We start from the raw sequence: 16,372 nt of genomic DNA, 5'->3' as shown, positions 1-16,372 counted from the left end.
TGGTATTAAACAAGACTCCAAGGGATAGAAGGAAAAATTAGCCAAGTTTAAAAGGGGATGATTTCATCGGATTCGGTATTAGACGGACATGATATAAGGGCACGGCATTGTCGTGCCCCTACAATGCAATCTTGTTGGGATGAAATAGTATGAGAAACAAATGGCATCTGCCTGTTCGTAGTAAGCGCTTTAGCGCCAGGGTTCGTAGTCAGCGCTTTAGCGCCAAAAAATGGGGTATCTCATGGCTACTATTAGGAATCCTCACCGCCATTTTATGTATTGTCATTTCCCCTGTATCAGCAACAGGAATAGGACAAAAAGAACCCCAAACAGCCGCAATCGAGACAACAACCGTTAATCCTTCCCCCGCAGATTGGGTGAAACAAGGCAGAACTTTTTACGAAACAGGACAATATACTGATGCTGTAGAATTTCTCCAAAAAGCTGCCCAAGCTTATCAAACCCAAGGCGAAACAATTAAGCAAGCCACAGTCCTGAGTAATCTCTCCTTAGCCTATCAGCAACTTGGATTATGGTCCCAGGCAAACGACGCCATTTCCCAGAGTTTAACCCTGCTGCAAACTAAAGCAAACCGCGACGTTTCTACCCATCACCTAAACGTACTAGCCCAAAGCCTCAATATTCAGGGGCGTTTACAACTGCATCAGGGACAAGCCGAACAAGCCTTAGCCACCTGGAAGCAAGCTACCGCCCTGTACAATCAGTTAGGGGATAAAACAGGTAAAATAAAAAGCCAAATTAACCAGGCGCAAGCGATGCAAGTTCTAGGATTGCATCGACGGGCATTAGCCTTACTCAAGCAAGTTAGACAAACCCTCGACAATCAGCCCGATTCACTCACCAAAGCCATCGGCTTGCGATCGCTCGGTGAGGTGTTACAATTTGTAGACGACTTGCCTCAAGCCCGTCAGGTACTAGCAGAAAGTTTACAAATTGCCCGCCAGTTAGAATCCCCCCCCGATATTAGCGCCGCCCTGCTTAGCCTTGCCAATACCGCCCGTCAACAGCAGCAAATTGAAGCCGCCCTCGATTTCTATCAACAAGCGATAACCCAAGCCCCTTCTCCCCTTATCGAATTAGGGGCAAAACTCAATCAACTCAGCTTACTTATCGAAACCGGAAATCGCCAACAAGCGCAAACCTTAATCCCCCAAATCCAAAGCCAACTCAACCGCTTACCCATTTCAGAGCAAGGGATTACATTTCAGATTAACTTTGGCGAAAGTCTGATTAAATTAGCAACGTCTCTACACCCAGAAATCGCCCAAATCCTCACCACCGCTATCCAGCAGGCGGAAACCCTGGGAAGTCAACGCCTCCACGCTTATGCATTGGGAACTCTGGGACATCTGTACGAACAAACCAATCAACTGCAACAAGCCCAAGATTTAACCCAACAAGCCTTAATTAAAACCCAAGCCATTGAAGCCTGGGATAGTCTGTATCCTTGGCAATGGCAACTAGGGCGCTTACTCAAACAGCAGGGCGATATCCAAGGGGCAATTGCGGCGTACCAAGGGGCGGTGGATACCCTTCAATCCCTGCGTAGTGATTTAGTCGCCGTTAATTCTAATGTTCAGTATTCCTTTCGTGAACAGGTTGAACCCATCTACCGGGAGTTAGTCGAACTGCTACTACCCGAAGATAATACGCAAATTAGTTCAGAACGACTCGAACAAGCCCGTCAGGTGATTGAATTACTCCAAATCGCGGAATTGGATAACTTCTTTCAAGCCGATTGTATCACTGCCCAGCCTGTACAAATTGATACGATTGACCAACAAGCTGCCGTACTTTACCCGATTATCCTCTCCAATCGCTTGGAAACAATTGTCCATTTGCCCAATCAACCCTTGCACCGATATACCACCTTCGTGTCCCAAACTGAATTAGAAAGCACATTAGAGGATTTACGTCAAGCATTACCTGAGCGTACCAGTTTAAGATTTCTCCCCCTCGCCCGAAAAGTCTATGACTGGATTATTCAACCCGCCGCTGCTGATTTAGCCACAAGTGAGGTAAAAACCTTAGTCTTTGTGTTGAATGGTACCCTGCGGAATATCCCCATGGGGGCGCTGCACGACGGTGATAACTACTTACTGCAAAATTATGCGATCGCGCTGACTCCAGGGTTAGAGTTGTTAGAGTCCACACCCCTTACCGAACAACGGCTTGAAGTTTTAACTGCTGGACTCTCCGAATCCCGCCAAGACTTTAGTGCCCTTCCTAATGTCAAAACCGAACTCCAGCAAATTCAATCGTTGATGTCAGGGAAATTGTTACTCAATCAGGAGTTTACCAAATCCACGTTGAAAGATGCGATCGCGAATGTCTCATTTCCCGTCGTTCATCTCGCCACCCACGGTCAATTTAGTTCAGAGGCTGAGGGAACCTTTATTATTACCTGGGATGATCGGCTAAATGTGAATGAATTGAGTTCTTTACTCAAAACTACAGATCTGCGTCAAACCAATCCCATTGAATTACTCGTACTTAGTGCGTGCGAAACCGCCAAAGGCGATGATCGAGCCGCGTTAGGATTAGCGGGTGTCGCCGTGAGGGCGGGGGCTCGCAGTACCATCGCGACGTTATGGTTAGTGGATGATGAGACGACAGCGGATCTGATGGTGAAATTTTACCAGGTACTCACCCAGGATAAAGTGAGTAAAGCTGAAGCCCTGCGTCGCGCTCAACTCTTGATTTTACAAGATCCAAAATATCGCAAGCATCCCTATTTCTGGACGCCTTTTGTGTTAGTTGGCAATTGGGTTTAACTCAGGCGGATTCCATTCCTATCTTTTGTTTTGCATCCATAAGTAACTAAACCCGCCATAAGCAAACGCCTGTGTAGGGGCGGGTTTCACTCCTATCTTTTCTTTTGCACCCATAAGTAACTAAACCCGCCCCGACCTTAAGAGAATTTTCATATTATGTCTGTCTAAACAGTTATCATTACCAATGACATCTACTTAACGGCTGATTTTGTTAAAATTGGAATACCAATTCTCCATGATGTTGCGCCAGATCAGACCGAACTGTAGTCCCCCCTTGATCAGGGGGTATATTCGTTGCACGATTGAAGAGAAACAGTATAAGCCCTAAATCCGTCTATTAATTAATTATGTCGCAGAAGAACGAAACGGGAACACTCATTGCTGCTCTTGTAATTACAGTTTTAATATTAGCGGGTGGTTTTTGGTGGTTTACCCGTCAATCTGGCACAAATCTAGGTGTATTGACAGGAGGTGAAAATAACCCAGCTCAAAATCCATCCCCACCCACTCAACCTGCCAATCCTGGAACTCCAACCGCAGATCCCAACAGTGCTTTTGCACCACCTCAAACTGTTCCCACTGGCACAACTGTCAGGATAGCGGGTTCTACCAGTATGGTGCAAATTAATCAAGCCTTGAAACAAAGTTTTGAACAGCAGTTTCCTGGGACAGTTGTGGAAACCAAAGCCGAGGGTTCAGATAAGGGAATTCTGGCGATTTTAACCGCAAGTGCAGATATCGCAGCAATTTCTCGTCCCTTGACACCCCAAGAACAGTCCCAAGGCTTAATGGCTGTACCTGTAACGAAGGATGCGATCGCGATCGTGATAGGTGAGCAAAATCTTTTTCAACGAGGCTTAACTCAGGCGCAAGTTCAGCAAATTTTTCAAGGACAGATTACCAATTGGTCACAAGTCGGTGGTGATTCAGAGCAAATTCGCGTGATTAATCGCCCGACTGTTAGCGGAACTCGTCAGGCGTTTCAAGAACTGGTACTTAACGGTGGAGGATTTGGTCAAACGTCTAACATTGTCACAATGCAACGGGATGCAACCACTCCTATTTTGCGAGACTTGGGTAGCAATGGAATTAGTTATGCCACATATAGCCAGGTTGCGGATCAACAAACGGTGCAAATTGTACCCGTCGATGGGTTAACCCCCCAAGCGGCGAATTATCCCTATCAACGAGAACTTTACTACGTCTACAAACAGCCTGCAACTCCTCAGGTGCAAGCCTTTCTGGGTTATGTCGCCTCACCCCAAGGACAAGGCGCGATCGCGGCGACTAACCAGTAAGTTGGGCTCTCCCGTACTTGTGGTGGAAAAGCCTATATTAGTGATAGCTTCCCTAAAAACATTGTTTTGAAAGTCTTGCCCCACAAAGTTTCCAAGAATAATCAGGTTTGCTTATCACCCTAGGTACGGGAGAGCCATTTGAATACTGCCACTGATTAGAAATTATCTTTGACTGCGCCGACTTTCTCAGATATCTCATTTGGATGGATCAAAGTTATAGGCGTTTCCGATTTCTAGATATTCAGTAATCAACTCCTGTTGGCGATTTATGTCGCTAGTTGAGTGAATTAATCGCTGTAGTTCCAGAAATCGTTCCCATTTTTGTAGTCCTTGTTTTCCGTAGATGCTGCGTACATGAAAATCTTTAATTAACAAATCATTGGGGTCATCTCCAATCGGAGTAACGCCCGGTGTCGCCCTGACAAACCCTTGCTCATCAAAATCCAGGTGGATTCGCTCATAAGGTTCAAACTGAGCGGCGATAATTGGATTATGGGTAGCGACAAAGAACTGTGTGTTTTGGATAATTGAGAGATATTGCTCAATTAGGTCATAAAGCAGATCCGGATATAAACTATTTTCGGGTTCATCAACCAATAGAAAACCTCGCTCTATCTGACGTTGGAAGTACAATGTTTTAATATGCCCTAACTTGAAGATGTAGTTACGAATCCCACTACTGAGGCTGTTGTAGGGTAAGGGTTGCCCGGAACTCTTAACTTTCACATACGCCTGAAGATTTTCGTTGAGTTGTACAGGAATTCCTGCTTCTTCAATATCGAATTTTAGTCCTGGCTTGTCTAGTATTCGATTCCATAAGTTGCCAATTTCTTGGAGAATCTCTGGATTATTTTTTTTAAATTCCGCCTCAACCTCTTCAATCGTTTTCTTTCTATTTTTAGGTTGCTTTAAATGATCTAGGTAATCACTTTCCCGTTTTTTAACCAGATAAATTAATAGTTTCCAAAACTCTCCGGCATTTTCCATAGATATAAAGTGATAAACTGGAAAATTTTGGAATAGCTTTAAAGCTTCGTCAAGTGTTGTTACAGGTAAATCTCCTTTCTGTAAAAGCAATGACCGATCGGCTGGTACATGAATAATTAAATCTTTCTTGTTGGTAAGCGAGGGAACGGGCTGACTGGAAATGTAGTGTTGTATGCAGAAGTCCGGTGGTACGACTTTTTGGGTTGGATCAGTGACAAACCGATGCCATTCGTCAGTCTGTTCGACGTCAGCATTATAGTAGACTATTGGAGCACCATAACTATCAGAACCGCTATAGGGAGGATGACAAGCAAAAAAATCTCCAGACGAGGCAGAAAATTTTACAGCGAATAATGGCAGGTTTTTCAGTTGCTTTGGCTGATTTCCATAACCATTAGACTCATTTAATAAGTGGATTATTTTCTCCAAAATCGTTGTTTTTCCCGTTCCATTTGTACCAATCAAGCATATTTTATCTAGTGGTTTACCTGTCTTGGGGTTTACCAAATCTAACTGGAAATTATTGAACTGTTGAAAGCCCTTGACAATTATTTTACTTATTTTCATGGACTGGTTCTCAGGTTTAGGTTTGCAGGAATGAAGACAGCGCAACTACAAACTTTATGCAAACAACTCATCAACGGCTATGCTAAAGCCGGTTAGAACAACCTGCGTACTCACCACATCACCGGAACGAAATGCTAATGTTTGATTCTGAGTGATCACCAAAATCCAACGAGTCTCAGGAAACACTAACCAAACTTCTTGACAACCTGACTCTAAATACTCCGTCGCCTTGGCAAATAAGTCCTCGGCTGTATCTGTGGGTGAGGCAATTTCGGCAATCAGAGGGGGGCTTTGGGGTAATACAGCCACATCTCCATACTGATCTAACAATTGGGACGTTAAATAAGAAACATCTGGACGACGCCCCTGATGCAATGTGCGACAAGGAAGTTCTACGAGTGGTTCACCGCCTTGTCCCGACTCGCTGATGTAATTTCTCCAGTAACCATCCAACCTCGATTGAATTCGACTATGTTTTATCGTCATTCCCGTTGTCTCAATCAATTGTCCATCCACCCACTCTGTATGATCGGGAGGATTAGCCATAAAGTCATCTAGAGAAATATTATCAGTTACATTCGCTGCTATGACCATCACTCTATCCTCAACTATCTAGGTTTGATATGATAACAAATAACCGATTAGCTTGATTTTGAACTATCGTTATTAAAATCAACAGATTGCATGGGTAAGCAAATTAAATTATCCCCGTAGGTGCTAATCAGTCCCTTTTTGCGTAACCTTCCCATTAAGCGAGTCACGGTGACACGAGTTGAACCAATTGCACTGCTAATTTGGGCGTGAGTTAAAGGAAATGGCAGACAATAGCCATCGGGTGTCGGTTCGCCAAATTCTTCAATCATCAGAGTCAGTAATCCGAAAAGGCGATCAATGGTTTTGCGTTGTCCCAAGATACTCAACCATAGGAGTTTACGCTGATGTTGATAGCGGAACGCATTCAACACCTCACGCCGGAAGTGGGGCCAATTGTCTAGATCATGCCAATACATCCAGAGGACTGAGGTTTGCTCAACATGGGAGTAGGCGGACAGGGTAAAGGGTGATTGTGCCACAATTTCAAAAGGCTGACCTGCACCGACAAATCCTAAAAAGGCTTCTTGTTGGATGTGGGACAATGATTCATCTGTGGAGTGACTTGTGCTGATTTGAGTTGTACCCACTAAACGTACTGCTCCTCGCTGCACGAGATACAGCAATCCCGAACGAGTCGGGATTAGCTCATCTTTGCTAAACGTTCGATCGCGGTAGTGTTCCTGTGCCCAATCCAGAATACGTTGCCAGGTTAAGAACGAGCGAGATGCTTCTGATGTGGAGGGTGGTAAATTCATAGCTCCGTCAAGATGGAGACCAAGTTATTGTTAATTTTACAGTAGTTAAAAATACATCTAACTATAGAGTTTTCATGGTGAAAGCATTTAGTAACAATATGAGTATTAAATCTCAGTTGCAACAACAGCTTTGGCAGGCAATTGGCAGAGTAGGCACTTTATCCACTGATGCTGAGTTAACGCCCCAAACCATACCCTTATACCGTTTCTCTACTCCTAATTATGTATGCTATCGGTCTGCGATCGCACTCAAGTTATCTTCACCTTGGCAACAGACTCCCTTAGACATTGCCCGTCAGCTCACCGTCGCCTTGCTAACGCTTTCTCAAGAGTCTGGTGACGCGATTGCTATAGATTTTACGGTTGAAGTATTGCCTCCTGGCTGGATTCTTTTCCGACTCAGCGATCGCGCCTTAGCCACCTACTTACAAGAGTGGTTTAAAATACCCCCCTTTCCTTCTGTTCCCAGACATTATTTAAAACAGAAATTTCAGGAAAAAGGGGGAGCCGGGGATAGAGAAAAACTCGGACAAAATCAGCCGGATTCTGACAAGATTTTTCCCATTCAATATGTTCACGCCCGTTGCTGTTCGCTTTTGCAGTTGGCTGACGAGCAGGGGTTAATTCAGGTAAAAGATCATGTAGAGACGTACCATGGCACGTTCGTAGGGGCGAAGCATTCGCGCCCAGATATATCGGTTGTCTGCCAAATTCCCAACGCGAATGCTTCGCCCAATCCCCCGCCAATCGCCCCAGATATATCGGTTGTCTGCCAAATTCCCAACGCGAATGCTTCGCCCAATCCCCCGCCAATCGCCCCAGATATATCGGTTGTCTGCCAAATTCCCAACGCGAATGCTTCGCCCAATCCCCCGCCAATCGCCCGTCAATTGCCAATGGTGATCATTTCCCCAAATCCAATTCCTTGGCTCCAAGATGCAGGAGAGTCAGATAGAGAGTCGGTACACCTACGCTTAACCCATCCCGCCGAATGGGATTTGATTGTCCAGCTTTTAGATCTGTTAGATGTGATGAGTACTTCAGATAGTCAGCGTTGGGTTAAACAAGGATTGACTGTAAGTCAGGGATTTGAGCAATTTTACAAATCCTGCCGAATTTGGGGAGATGTGAAAAATTACAACTTGCCCCTAGCTCAGGCGAGATTAGGGTTAATCGGGGTTACGCAGGTGGTGTTGCGATCGCTCCTAGAGAAACTGGGTGTATCTGCCCCTAGAGCGTTGTAGGCGCTGCACAATCCAGATGGGGGAGCTGAGGGAGATTATTAACATTTCAGTTTAGCATTCTGCGATTGGGTCGGGTTGAAAGGTAAGGTTTTTTTTATCTTAGGAGCGTAGAAAAACAACTTTTTTTACAAGGCGTGACAATTCCCACTCATTCCGGTATGATTCTGAATGTGTGAGGAGCGAACCAGCGGGGGAACCGAGACGAAACACGGACAGTCGTCGGTTCCCTTTCTGATCAAAATGACTGGGGATTAGGGACTAAAGAATTAACGTTTCAATGGCTGTAGCTACGCCGTCTTGTTCAACAGAGGGAGCTACCCACTGCGCGATCGCCTGGACTTCTAGAGGCGCATTGCTCATGGCGATGCCAAACCCCGCATATTCCAACATTTCGATATCGTTAAAGTTATCGCCAATTGCCATAACATTTTGAGCGGATAGTCCCAGCACGTCTTCTGCTAAGTAGCGCAGGGCTTCTCCTTTGTTGACGAGGGGATTGGTGGCTTCAAAGAAGGTGGCTACTGATTTGGTGAGGTAAAGTTCGGCGGGAGTGTATTGCTGGCGCAATCGGCTAAATAATTGGTCGATAACGGTTGTATCCTGACACAGGGCTAATACCTTAGTGGGTTCGTTGGTAAGTACCTGACGCAAGTCACCCACGGATAGGGGTTGAATATCTGCCCGTTGAGCATAGCGCTGGGTTTCGGGAGTGATTTCCCGGACATACAATTGGTCATTGATATAGAAATGCACCGAAAGCTGCGATCGCAGCATGTCACTCTCAAAATAATCTAACAATTGTTCAGCCCTAGCACGGGAGACAGATAAATGACGGTGAATTGTCTCCGTGGCGGGATCTTGAATCCATGCGCCTTGATACGCCAAGATGGGTAGGGTAGAACCAACCTCCCGATGGAAGCGTAAGGCAGAACAGTACATGCGCCCCGTTGCGATCGCGACTTGAATTCCCTTTGCCTGTATCTTCCGAATGGCTTGCTTTACAGGTTCTGTAATGGTGTTGGATTCACCCGCGATTGTGCCATCAATATCCAGAACGAGTAATTGAATATTCAGGGTATCTCGCTCTTGAGGCTCTAAGGATTTAGGCATGTGTTTTAAATCTGTCATTTATACGGGGCGATACCGGGGGAAACTCGGTAACTCAATTGATGCCAATGATTTAATCTTTTTCGGACGCCGTAGCGGATAAACTACAGGTGAGGGCCAATTGGGTTGAGGGAGACTCACCTCATTTTCATCATCCCATTCATCCTCAGCCAGCTCAGCCTCTGATGTCTCTTTTGAAGATACTCCGGATTCATCAACTGTTTCTGGATCAGTTCCAGCTTCTAGCAGCCAATGGCTTTGCTCCTGAACTAAATCGTATGCCAATTCTGATAACCCTGACGCTTGCGCCAGAGAGTTCATTTCAGCCAGAAGCTGTCTCTCTGCTTCTAATTCCGCCGCCGTACTCTCTGGAATCGGGGTGATTGTCGAGTCAATTGGACTTGTCGATGGGTGATACTCCCTGGGTTCAGTAAATTCCTCGGTATCTGAAGCGGAGGTAACTAATAATGAGTCGAGCTGGAGTGGACGATTCCAAAGTGGATCGGTATTAGTATAAGATTGCTCTTCTAAGAAATCCTGTTGAGCTGACCAAGGTTGGATGGGTTGGGCTTTCGGGACAACACCGCTTGTATCCCGTTTCGGACGGATGGGTTGGGGTTCGCCTAACTGACGGTTCGGCATTTCCAGGCATTTTTCTAGGGCAACCTTAAATTGTAAGGTTTGCTGTTGCTGTCGGTGTAAGCGGGTTTTCAGTTCTCGACAGGTATTAGCCGATTGCAGCAATTGATGAGACTGTTCGTTATAACGTTGCTGGGTGAGAGCACATTCCCGTTCCAGTTGTGCCACTCGTTCTTGAGAGCTTTGTAATTGATCTGATAAGGTTTCAATCAGGATTTGCTGACGTTGGGCGGCTTGATGGGATGATTCTAGGGTATGGAACAGACGAGTTAATTGCTCTTGCAGCGTGTTAAGTTCCTCCCCTTGGCGGACAATGAGACTATCCTGCTCTTGCGATCGCAGCATCTCGGCGTTTAAGGCGTCCTGTTTTTCTGTCAGGGCGTTCTGAAGCTGAGCAATTTGTTCGAGCAAGCGGCGATTGCGTTGGCGCATTTTTTGGGCAAGGGCAAACCAATCAGCGTCTTTGTTACGAGATTCTGCCAGGGTGGGGAGTGATTCGGGATGGCGATTTTCTGCCTCAATGTTTATCGTGGAGTCTGACTCGACAGTTTGGTCAATTTCAACGTCTGGCTGTGGTTCACCCTCATTCCTATCGGATATCTGAAAGAGGTTGATCAGCGTTTGAGATTCAGGATTCTCTTGCTCATCGGGGTTATGTTCAGCACTCTCATCTCTCCATTGACTGGACTCCGGTAGAGGCTCTTTGTTACGAGATTCTGCCAGGGTAGGGAGTGATTCGGGATTGCGATTTTCTGCCTCAATGTTTATCGTGGAGTCTGACTCGACAGTTTGGTCAATTTCGACGTCCGGCTGTGGTTCATCCTCCTTCCTATCGGATATCCGAAAGAGGTTGAGCAGCGTCTGAGATTCAGGATTCTCTTGCTCATCGGGGTTATGTTCAGCACTCTCATCTGTCCATTGACTGGACTCCGGGAGAGGCTCTTTATTTGGGGTGTCAGAATCACTCATGGCTCTTCATCCAGAGGGTCACAAATCAACCAAAGTATGAATTATGGATTATGAATTTTAAGGGGTTATTTATATAAACCAGTATCTTGTGTTTTAAGCTGCCGGATGGCTCGGAGCCAGGGTTAGTTAGGATTTCCTCGTTTGTGACTCCTCCCCAAAGTAAGGCACAAAACTTGCCAGATTACAAATTGTGGGATCTTCGGTACTTCGGGTGAAAACCCTAGTTGATGGGGAACTTTTAGCAGAAAATGCCTTACTCAGCAAGCCTTTGACTGAATTCAATAATAACGTTTCCTGATCACCATAAATAGGGCATAGCCATCCCTTGTGCCTTATGCCTTCTGCCTTGTGCCTTTGTTCGATCAATTTCAGGACTCCTTGACGAGAATGTCTACCAACAAATCTTGATGCATTAATGCCCGATCCACTAAGGATTGGATTTGATCGCGGCTCTTGGGATTACCATTGGCATAGTAATCGATCCAGGTATGAGCGATCGCATTCGGATCATCGGGTATTTCCGTTAACTTCCATCCTGGCAAGTCGAGTTCTGCCATGAGGGAGTCAACCTTGGGGTCATAGCTTAGGGCAAAACAGCGACAGTCTTGGGCTGCTGCCATAATTAGACTGTGGTAGCGCATCCCAATTGCCATTTCTACCCCGCGAAACAATCCTTTTAATTGTTTGGGTTCCTCGAGGTGGAAAATCTGATGGGTATCCGGAAGCTGGGAGGCAATGGATTGGGCGATGCTCAGATCTTGAGATGCCTGAAATGGCACAAGTAGTATACAGGTTTTAGTTGCCCCTTGGAAGTGTATCAGAGCTTGGGTAAGGTTGGCGAGACGCTCAGGGGTGAGATTTGGGTGCGATCGCAAGGTGACGGCGACTCTGGGTGCCGGTAAATCCCACAATCCGGGTACTGGGGTTGAGTCTAATGCCCACACTGGATCAGGGGCAACCCGAAACGGCACCTGCCAATCGGCTAGGAGGGCGGCTGAGGTGCGATCGCGTACACTGACGCCAGTACACCCCTGAAAACATTGTCGTGCCATCCAGCGCGTCAGAGGACGCTGCAACGGACCAATTCCCTGCGCCCAAGCCAGGGTTTTTAACCCCCTTTGTTGGGCGAATCCCATTAACCCACTGTAGTAAACTGGACTCATGGCACTGGTGGCGTCTTGGATTAAACTCCCACCCCCCCAGATAAAACTATCGGCTTGGTTAAAGGCTTCTAGGACACGAAACGCTGAGGTGCGATCGCAAGTTTGTACTCCATAGCGTTTACTTGTCTGGTTAGGATTACCCGAAAGCACCAGTGGTGTTATTGATTTGGGCAGCATTTGTAGCAACGACGCCAGTAACGCCTCATCACCCCCATTGCCCTTGCCATAATACCCGCATACTATCGCCCGTTTCTGCCCCATGGACTGATTCGTCTTCTGTGTTTGCTATCAGTTTAGGACAGTCCGCGATTCCTGTGTCAATTGTTTCCCCTGACGTTTGAGTAGTATAATTAATACAGATATAATACAATTACGGAGAGCAACGATCTGTTTCTCGCGATCGCACTGCAAATTCACTGAATGAATCCTAACTTAATCCTGCCCGTCGGTACGCAAATTGTCAGTCGTGTTGAGGTAAAAAATTCTGCCAATGAACCGTTATGTGTACGGGGTGCTGTTGGTGTTATCGTCAAATCGCCAACCGATAATTCCCATGCTTATCGCATCCGTTTGCCTAATGACGTTGAAATCACCCTGAATCGACAGGAATTTAGTATCCGTAAGCATTTTCAAAGCGAAGGATTACAGCAAGCCGCCGATAGCCTGAGTGATTTCCAATTATACGAGTATGTCATCTATCGCTGTATTGTGGGATCTAGGGCTTTTGGTTTAGATCAGGAAACCTCAGATATTGACCGTCGGGGGATTTACTTACCCCCTGCTGATATTCACTGGTCACTTTATGGTATTCCAGAACAGTTAGAAAACTCAGAAAATCAGGAATGTTATTGGGAATTGCAAAAGTTTTTAATCTTGGCACTTAAAGCCAATCCCAATGTTTTAGAATGCTTGTATACTCCCTTAATCGAGACAGCAACACCCTTAGCCGAAGACTTGCTAGAGAAGCGAGAAATGTTTCTCTCTCAATTAGTCTATCAGACCTATAACGGTTATGTTATGTCCCAATTCAAAAAAATGGAGCAAGATCTCCGCACAAAAGGACAGGTTCGTTTAAAACACGCCATGCATCTGATCCGTTTATTGTTATCGGGGATTACTATCCTCCAAGAAGGCTTTGTTCCCGTTAAAGTCGATGACTATCGACAGCAGTTGCTAGCGATTCGTCAGGGAGAAATGGATTGGGAAGAGGTAAATGCTTGGCGGTTAGCATTACATCATCAATTTGATGAAGCATTGAGGAAAACATCATTACCCGAACGCCCAGATTATGAAAAAGCCAACGCCTTCTTAATTCAAGCAAGGCGGAGTCGTTCGTAGTTGCGCTGTCTTCGCCCTAAACATTCCCATTCCTTCCTATAATGAATAATGAAATATCAAAATATTTGCCACATATCATAACCTTGTATAGACGTAGCAGGCTACGTCTATACACCATTAAATCCCTTATTCCATTCACCACCTGTTTCTAAATTCAAATTGATAAATCCTATGTGTGATACATTTGTTGCCTTACCCAACTCAACAATCAACGGTAACGTTATTTTCGGGAAAAATAGCGATCGCCCCCAAGGTGAAATTCAAGATGTTGTCGTTATTGCCGCCAAAAAATACAACTCAGACACGACAGTTCAATGCACCTATATCTCAATTCCACAAGTTGAAAAAACATTAGCCGTAATCCTCTCTAAACCCCGATGGATGTGGGGCGCAGAAATGGGGGCAAATGAATGTGGCGTTGTGATTGGCAATGAAGCCGTTGGGACAGTTGAACCCTATAAAACCAAAGGTTTGTTAGGTATGGATTTAGTCCGGTTAGGATTAGAAAGAGGTAAAACAGCTTTAGATGCGCTTCATATCATCACTTCGTTGCTAAATAAATATGGACAAGGGGGAAATTGTGCCGAAAACTTTGCCATGAATTATCATAATTCGTTTATTCTGGCAGATTTCCAAGAAGCCTGGGTATTAGAAACCGCAGGTGAGTATTGGGTGGCTGAACGAGTGCAGCAAGGAACTCGCTCAATTTCTAATAATCTCAGTATCCGAAATTCGGGTGATCTGCGCCATCCAAAGGTAATTCAATATGCGGTGAATCGGGGATGGTGTACTGGAGACGATGATTTTGATTTTGCCAGCATTTTTTCTGAAGGGGGATTTTCTGAATCGCTATCCATTGATTCCAGAGAAGGGCGAGTCAGACATTTATGTCAAGTGAATGAAGGCAAGTTTTCCATAGAAACAGCACAATCAATTTTACGAGAACACAAGGGTAATATTTGTATGCATGGCGCTTATGAAAGTGCGGGAAGTCAAGTTTCGTCTCTGTCGCCAGATGGGTGTCAACACTGGTTTATTGAGCAACCCTTTCCTTGTCAGCAACCCTATAAACAAAAGAGTTGTTTAGTGGATTCAGTGTCAATACATTAAGATTAGGTAGAATAACTAAAACTCATCCGAGTTCCCTCCCCTTGGCAAGGGGAGGTTTAGTGAGGGGTCAATACTGCTCGGATAAGCCTGTCTTCTCTTCTTACTTTTGGTCGGGATCTGGAAAACCTCTCTCCTGCTCTTGAGAAGGCTTTGAATTCTCCCCCGTGCAAAAAAAGCGAAGCATCCTCTGGTCTCCCCCTTTTTAAGCTATGCATTACTCACATCTTTCTTAACATAAATTCCCTTGACTTTAGCCGTGTTGTTGGGGGAAAGTAAAAGCCATGTCTGGGCAATGTCATGGAGTCGTCGTAGACCTTGCCAAATAGTTTTAACTCCCGGTTCGCCATCATGAGAGCGGGCTAAGAACCCGCCAAGTTGGGCAATCCAACGCACGGCATCTCTTAAATTGGGAGGAGAGTCAGGAGGGTTAGAGTGATGATGAATCGTGCAATAAAGAGCCTGCCACTGATATGCTTCTAAAACAGTGTCGGCAGGCAGATCGGGATGGTAACGGGCTAGATAGGTGATCCATAATAATCGCCAAGCGACAATCGTGTAGGTAGCCAAAGCTCGATGAATGCGATCGGCACTTTCCAATTGCAGTTGTTCGAGGCGACAACCACTCTTGAGAACATAATGATAACGTTCAATCAACCAACGATAAGAATACCAACGTAAACATTGCACCAAATCCTCAAAGCAAGTGATGGCTAAGGTGGTTAGAAGTAACCAATTAACGGGTTCCACACCTGGGGGTGGGTCAACTTCAAGTGCTTGAATTACCTGTACACAGACAGGTTGAAGGTGTTGACGTTGTGGATGAGTATTGGGGGGGTGTAATTCTACGGTGGTAGTCCGCAGTGTGATAGTGGCGATTCGGGGTTGACGTTCTGGATGTCGTCTCTTTTTCCTTGGTAAGCTGGCCCATTGGTGGCGCTTTCTCAATGGCTTGCTGCAAGCGCTGCACTTGTGGGTCGGGCTGTGTGGACTTGACACAACGATTGTGGTTAGCCCGGATGATCAACTCACTGTTTGGGCGGCGGGGCAATGCCAACAAGTCATAGATATCAGCTTCTCGGTCAGCAACTGTTACCACTGTTGTTTCCGGTGGGATTAGGGTTTGAGTCCCATGCAGATTTACTATTGTCTAGATAACCCATACCTTTCTTGCTGGCTTTTAACACCAACAGTCAATCAAAAAAGTGAAACAAAAATTCACAGGGTTAACCAATTGATCGATCGCGCGGAGCGCAGTGCCGGAGGCAATCGCGCTGTTTTACACCAACCACCCAAAACAGGGGAAGGCGGAGAGTGTCATAGCTCAACTGGATTTGTTGCGATCGCGTCGCCTTTAATCCACCGCTCAAAACATGGGAACCGGACCAGTTACATCGGTTAAGCCAAGTTGCTGACTGAAGTCCCATGGATGCAAGGGAAGGCTGCTACTGTACCACACTCTGTTGTCAGCCTGCCGTATTCCGACGTTGACGATAGACCAGGGACTACCGATGAGTATATTAATAAATGTAACGTCATTAGATTGAAACCTATATATGTCCAGCCTTCTGAATTTTTAAGAAAGATGTGAGTAATGCATAGCTTGAGAAGGGGGACGGAAGGGGGATCTAAAGCTAACTTTTCACGGGAAGTCTAGAAACCTGAGTCGGGGCGGGCGCGAGTCACATCCCTTGTGCAACCAAAAAGTTGTAGAGACGTTGCATGCAACGTCTCTACTAACGTTGCGCCACATAACGTGAATCCCTAACTTGTAATGTAGTATGGTTTTGTAGTATAGGCTCAATTCAA

12 protein-coding genes are annotated in these 16,372 nt (G+C 45.7%); 5 read left to right on the top strand and 7 right to left on the bottom strand.

The genetic code is table 11. The annotated features are described in order from the left end of the window. Positions 1 to 149 precede the first annotated feature (149 nt). Positions 150 to 2,795 carry a CHAT domain-containing protein gene (locus RID09_RS08815; protein ID WP_446335571.1) on the top strand — a complete coding sequence of 882 codons (2,646 nt, stop codon included), beginning with the start codon at positions 150 to 152 and terminating at the stop codon, positions 2,793 to 2,795. 347 nt (positions 2,796 to 3,142) lie between these two features. Next, positions 3,143 to 4,093, top strand: coding sequence for a phosphate ABC transporter substrate-binding protein (locus tag RID09_RS08810; protein WP_446335570.1), 951 nt, complete (start codon positions 3,143 to 3,145; stop codon positions 4,091 to 4,093). A 195-nt stretch (positions 4,094 to 4,288) separates the two neighbouring features. Here the strand turns inward: RID09_RS08810 and RID09_RS08805 are convergent, their stop codons facing one another. Genes RID09_RS08805 through RID09_RS08795 form a run of 3 tightly spaced genes read right to left on the bottom strand, consistent with a single transcriptional unit; the run spans position 4,289 to position 6,996 of the window. Then, positions 4,289 to 5,647: an AAA family ATPase gene (locus RID09_RS08805; protein WP_446335569.1), complete on the bottom strand. Its 1,359-nt coding sequence runs from the start codon at positions 5,645 to 5,647 to the stop codon at positions 4,289 to 4,291. Between the two features lie 54 nt (positions 5,648 to 5,701). Continuing rightward, complete coding sequence (locus tag RID09_RS08800; protein WP_446335568.1) at positions 5,702 to 6,241, bottom strand: Uma2 family endonuclease; 540 nt, start codon at positions 6,239 to 6,241, stop codon at positions 5,702 to 5,704. A gap of 47 nt (positions 6,242 to 6,288) precedes the next feature. Further along, positions 6,289 to 6,996 carry a Crp/Fnr family transcriptional regulator gene (locus RID09_RS08795; RefSeq protein ID WP_446335567.1) on the bottom strand — a complete coding sequence of 236 codons (708 nt, stop codon included), beginning with the start codon at positions 6,994 to 6,996 and terminating at the stop codon, positions 6,289 to 6,291. Between the two features lie 98 nt (positions 6,997 to 7,094). Between RID09_RS08795 and RID09_RS08790 the strand changes: the two genes are divergently transcribed. Further along, positions 7,095 to 8,240: a DALR anticodon-binding domain-containing protein gene (locus RID09_RS08790; protein WP_446335566.1), complete on the top strand. Its 1,146-nt coding sequence runs from the start codon at positions 7,095 to 7,097 to the stop codon at positions 8,238 to 8,240. A 258-nt stretch (positions 8,241 to 8,498) separates the two neighbouring features. Here the strand turns inward: RID09_RS08790 and RID09_RS08785 are convergent, their stop codons facing one another. The 3 genes from RID09_RS08785 to csaB all read right to left on the bottom strand — a co-directional run bounded on the left by RID09_RS08785 (position 8,499) and on the right by csaB (position 12,379). Next, a complete protein-coding gene (locus tag RID09_RS08785; RefSeq protein WP_446335565.1) occupies positions 8,499 to 9,368 on the bottom strand; it encodes a Cof-type HAD-IIB family hydrolase in 870 nt (289 codons plus the stop codon). Continuing rightward, positions 9,369 to 10,955 (bottom strand): hypothetical protein, encoded by a 1,587-nt coding sequence (locus RID09_RS08780; RefSeq protein ID WP_446335564.1) that lies wholly within the window; start codon positions 10,953 to 10,955, stop codon positions 9,369 to 9,371. It lies immediately after the preceding gene. Positions 10,956 to 11,323: 368 nt separating this feature from the next. Then, positions 11,324 to 12,379: a polysaccharide pyruvyl transferase CsaB gene (csaB, locus tag RID09_RS08775; protein ID WP_446335563.1), complete on the bottom strand. Its 1,056-nt coding sequence runs from the start codon at positions 12,377 to 12,379 to the stop codon at positions 11,324 to 11,326. Between the two features lie 159 nt (positions 12,380 to 12,538). Between csaB and RID09_RS08770 the strand changes: the two genes are divergently transcribed. Further along, complete coding sequence (locus tag RID09_RS08770) at positions 12,539 to 13,456, top strand: nucleotidyltransferase domain-containing protein (RefSeq protein WP_446335562.1); 918 nt, start codon at positions 12,539 to 12,541, stop codon at positions 13,454 to 13,456. A gap of 171 nt (positions 13,457 to 13,627) precedes the next feature. Beyond that, positions 13,628 to 14,566, top strand: a complete 939-nt coding sequence (locus RID09_RS08765) for a C69 family dipeptidase (RefSeq protein ID WP_446335560.1) — start codon at positions 13,628 to 13,630, stop codon at positions 14,564 to 14,566. Positions 14,567 to 14,773: 207 nt separating this feature from the next. Here the strand turns inward: RID09_RS08765 and RID09_RS08760 are convergent, their stop codons facing one another. Then, the gene (locus RID09_RS08760; RefSeq protein WP_446335559.1) at positions 14,774 to 15,562 is read right to left on the bottom strand and encodes an IS4 family transposase; all 789 of its coding nucleotides are present in this window, start codon (positions 15,560 to 15,562) and stop codon (positions 14,774 to 14,776) included. Positions 15,563 to 16,372 lie beyond the last annotated feature (810 nt).

It is taken from the genome of Coleofasciculus sp. G1-WW12-02, assembly GCF_040219735.1.
Taxonomy (GTDB): domain Bacteria; phylum Cyanobacteriota; class Cyanobacteriia; order Cyanobacteriales; family Coleofasciculaceae; genus Coleofasciculus.
This window is presented reverse-complemented; position numbering and strand designations above follow the sequence as displayed.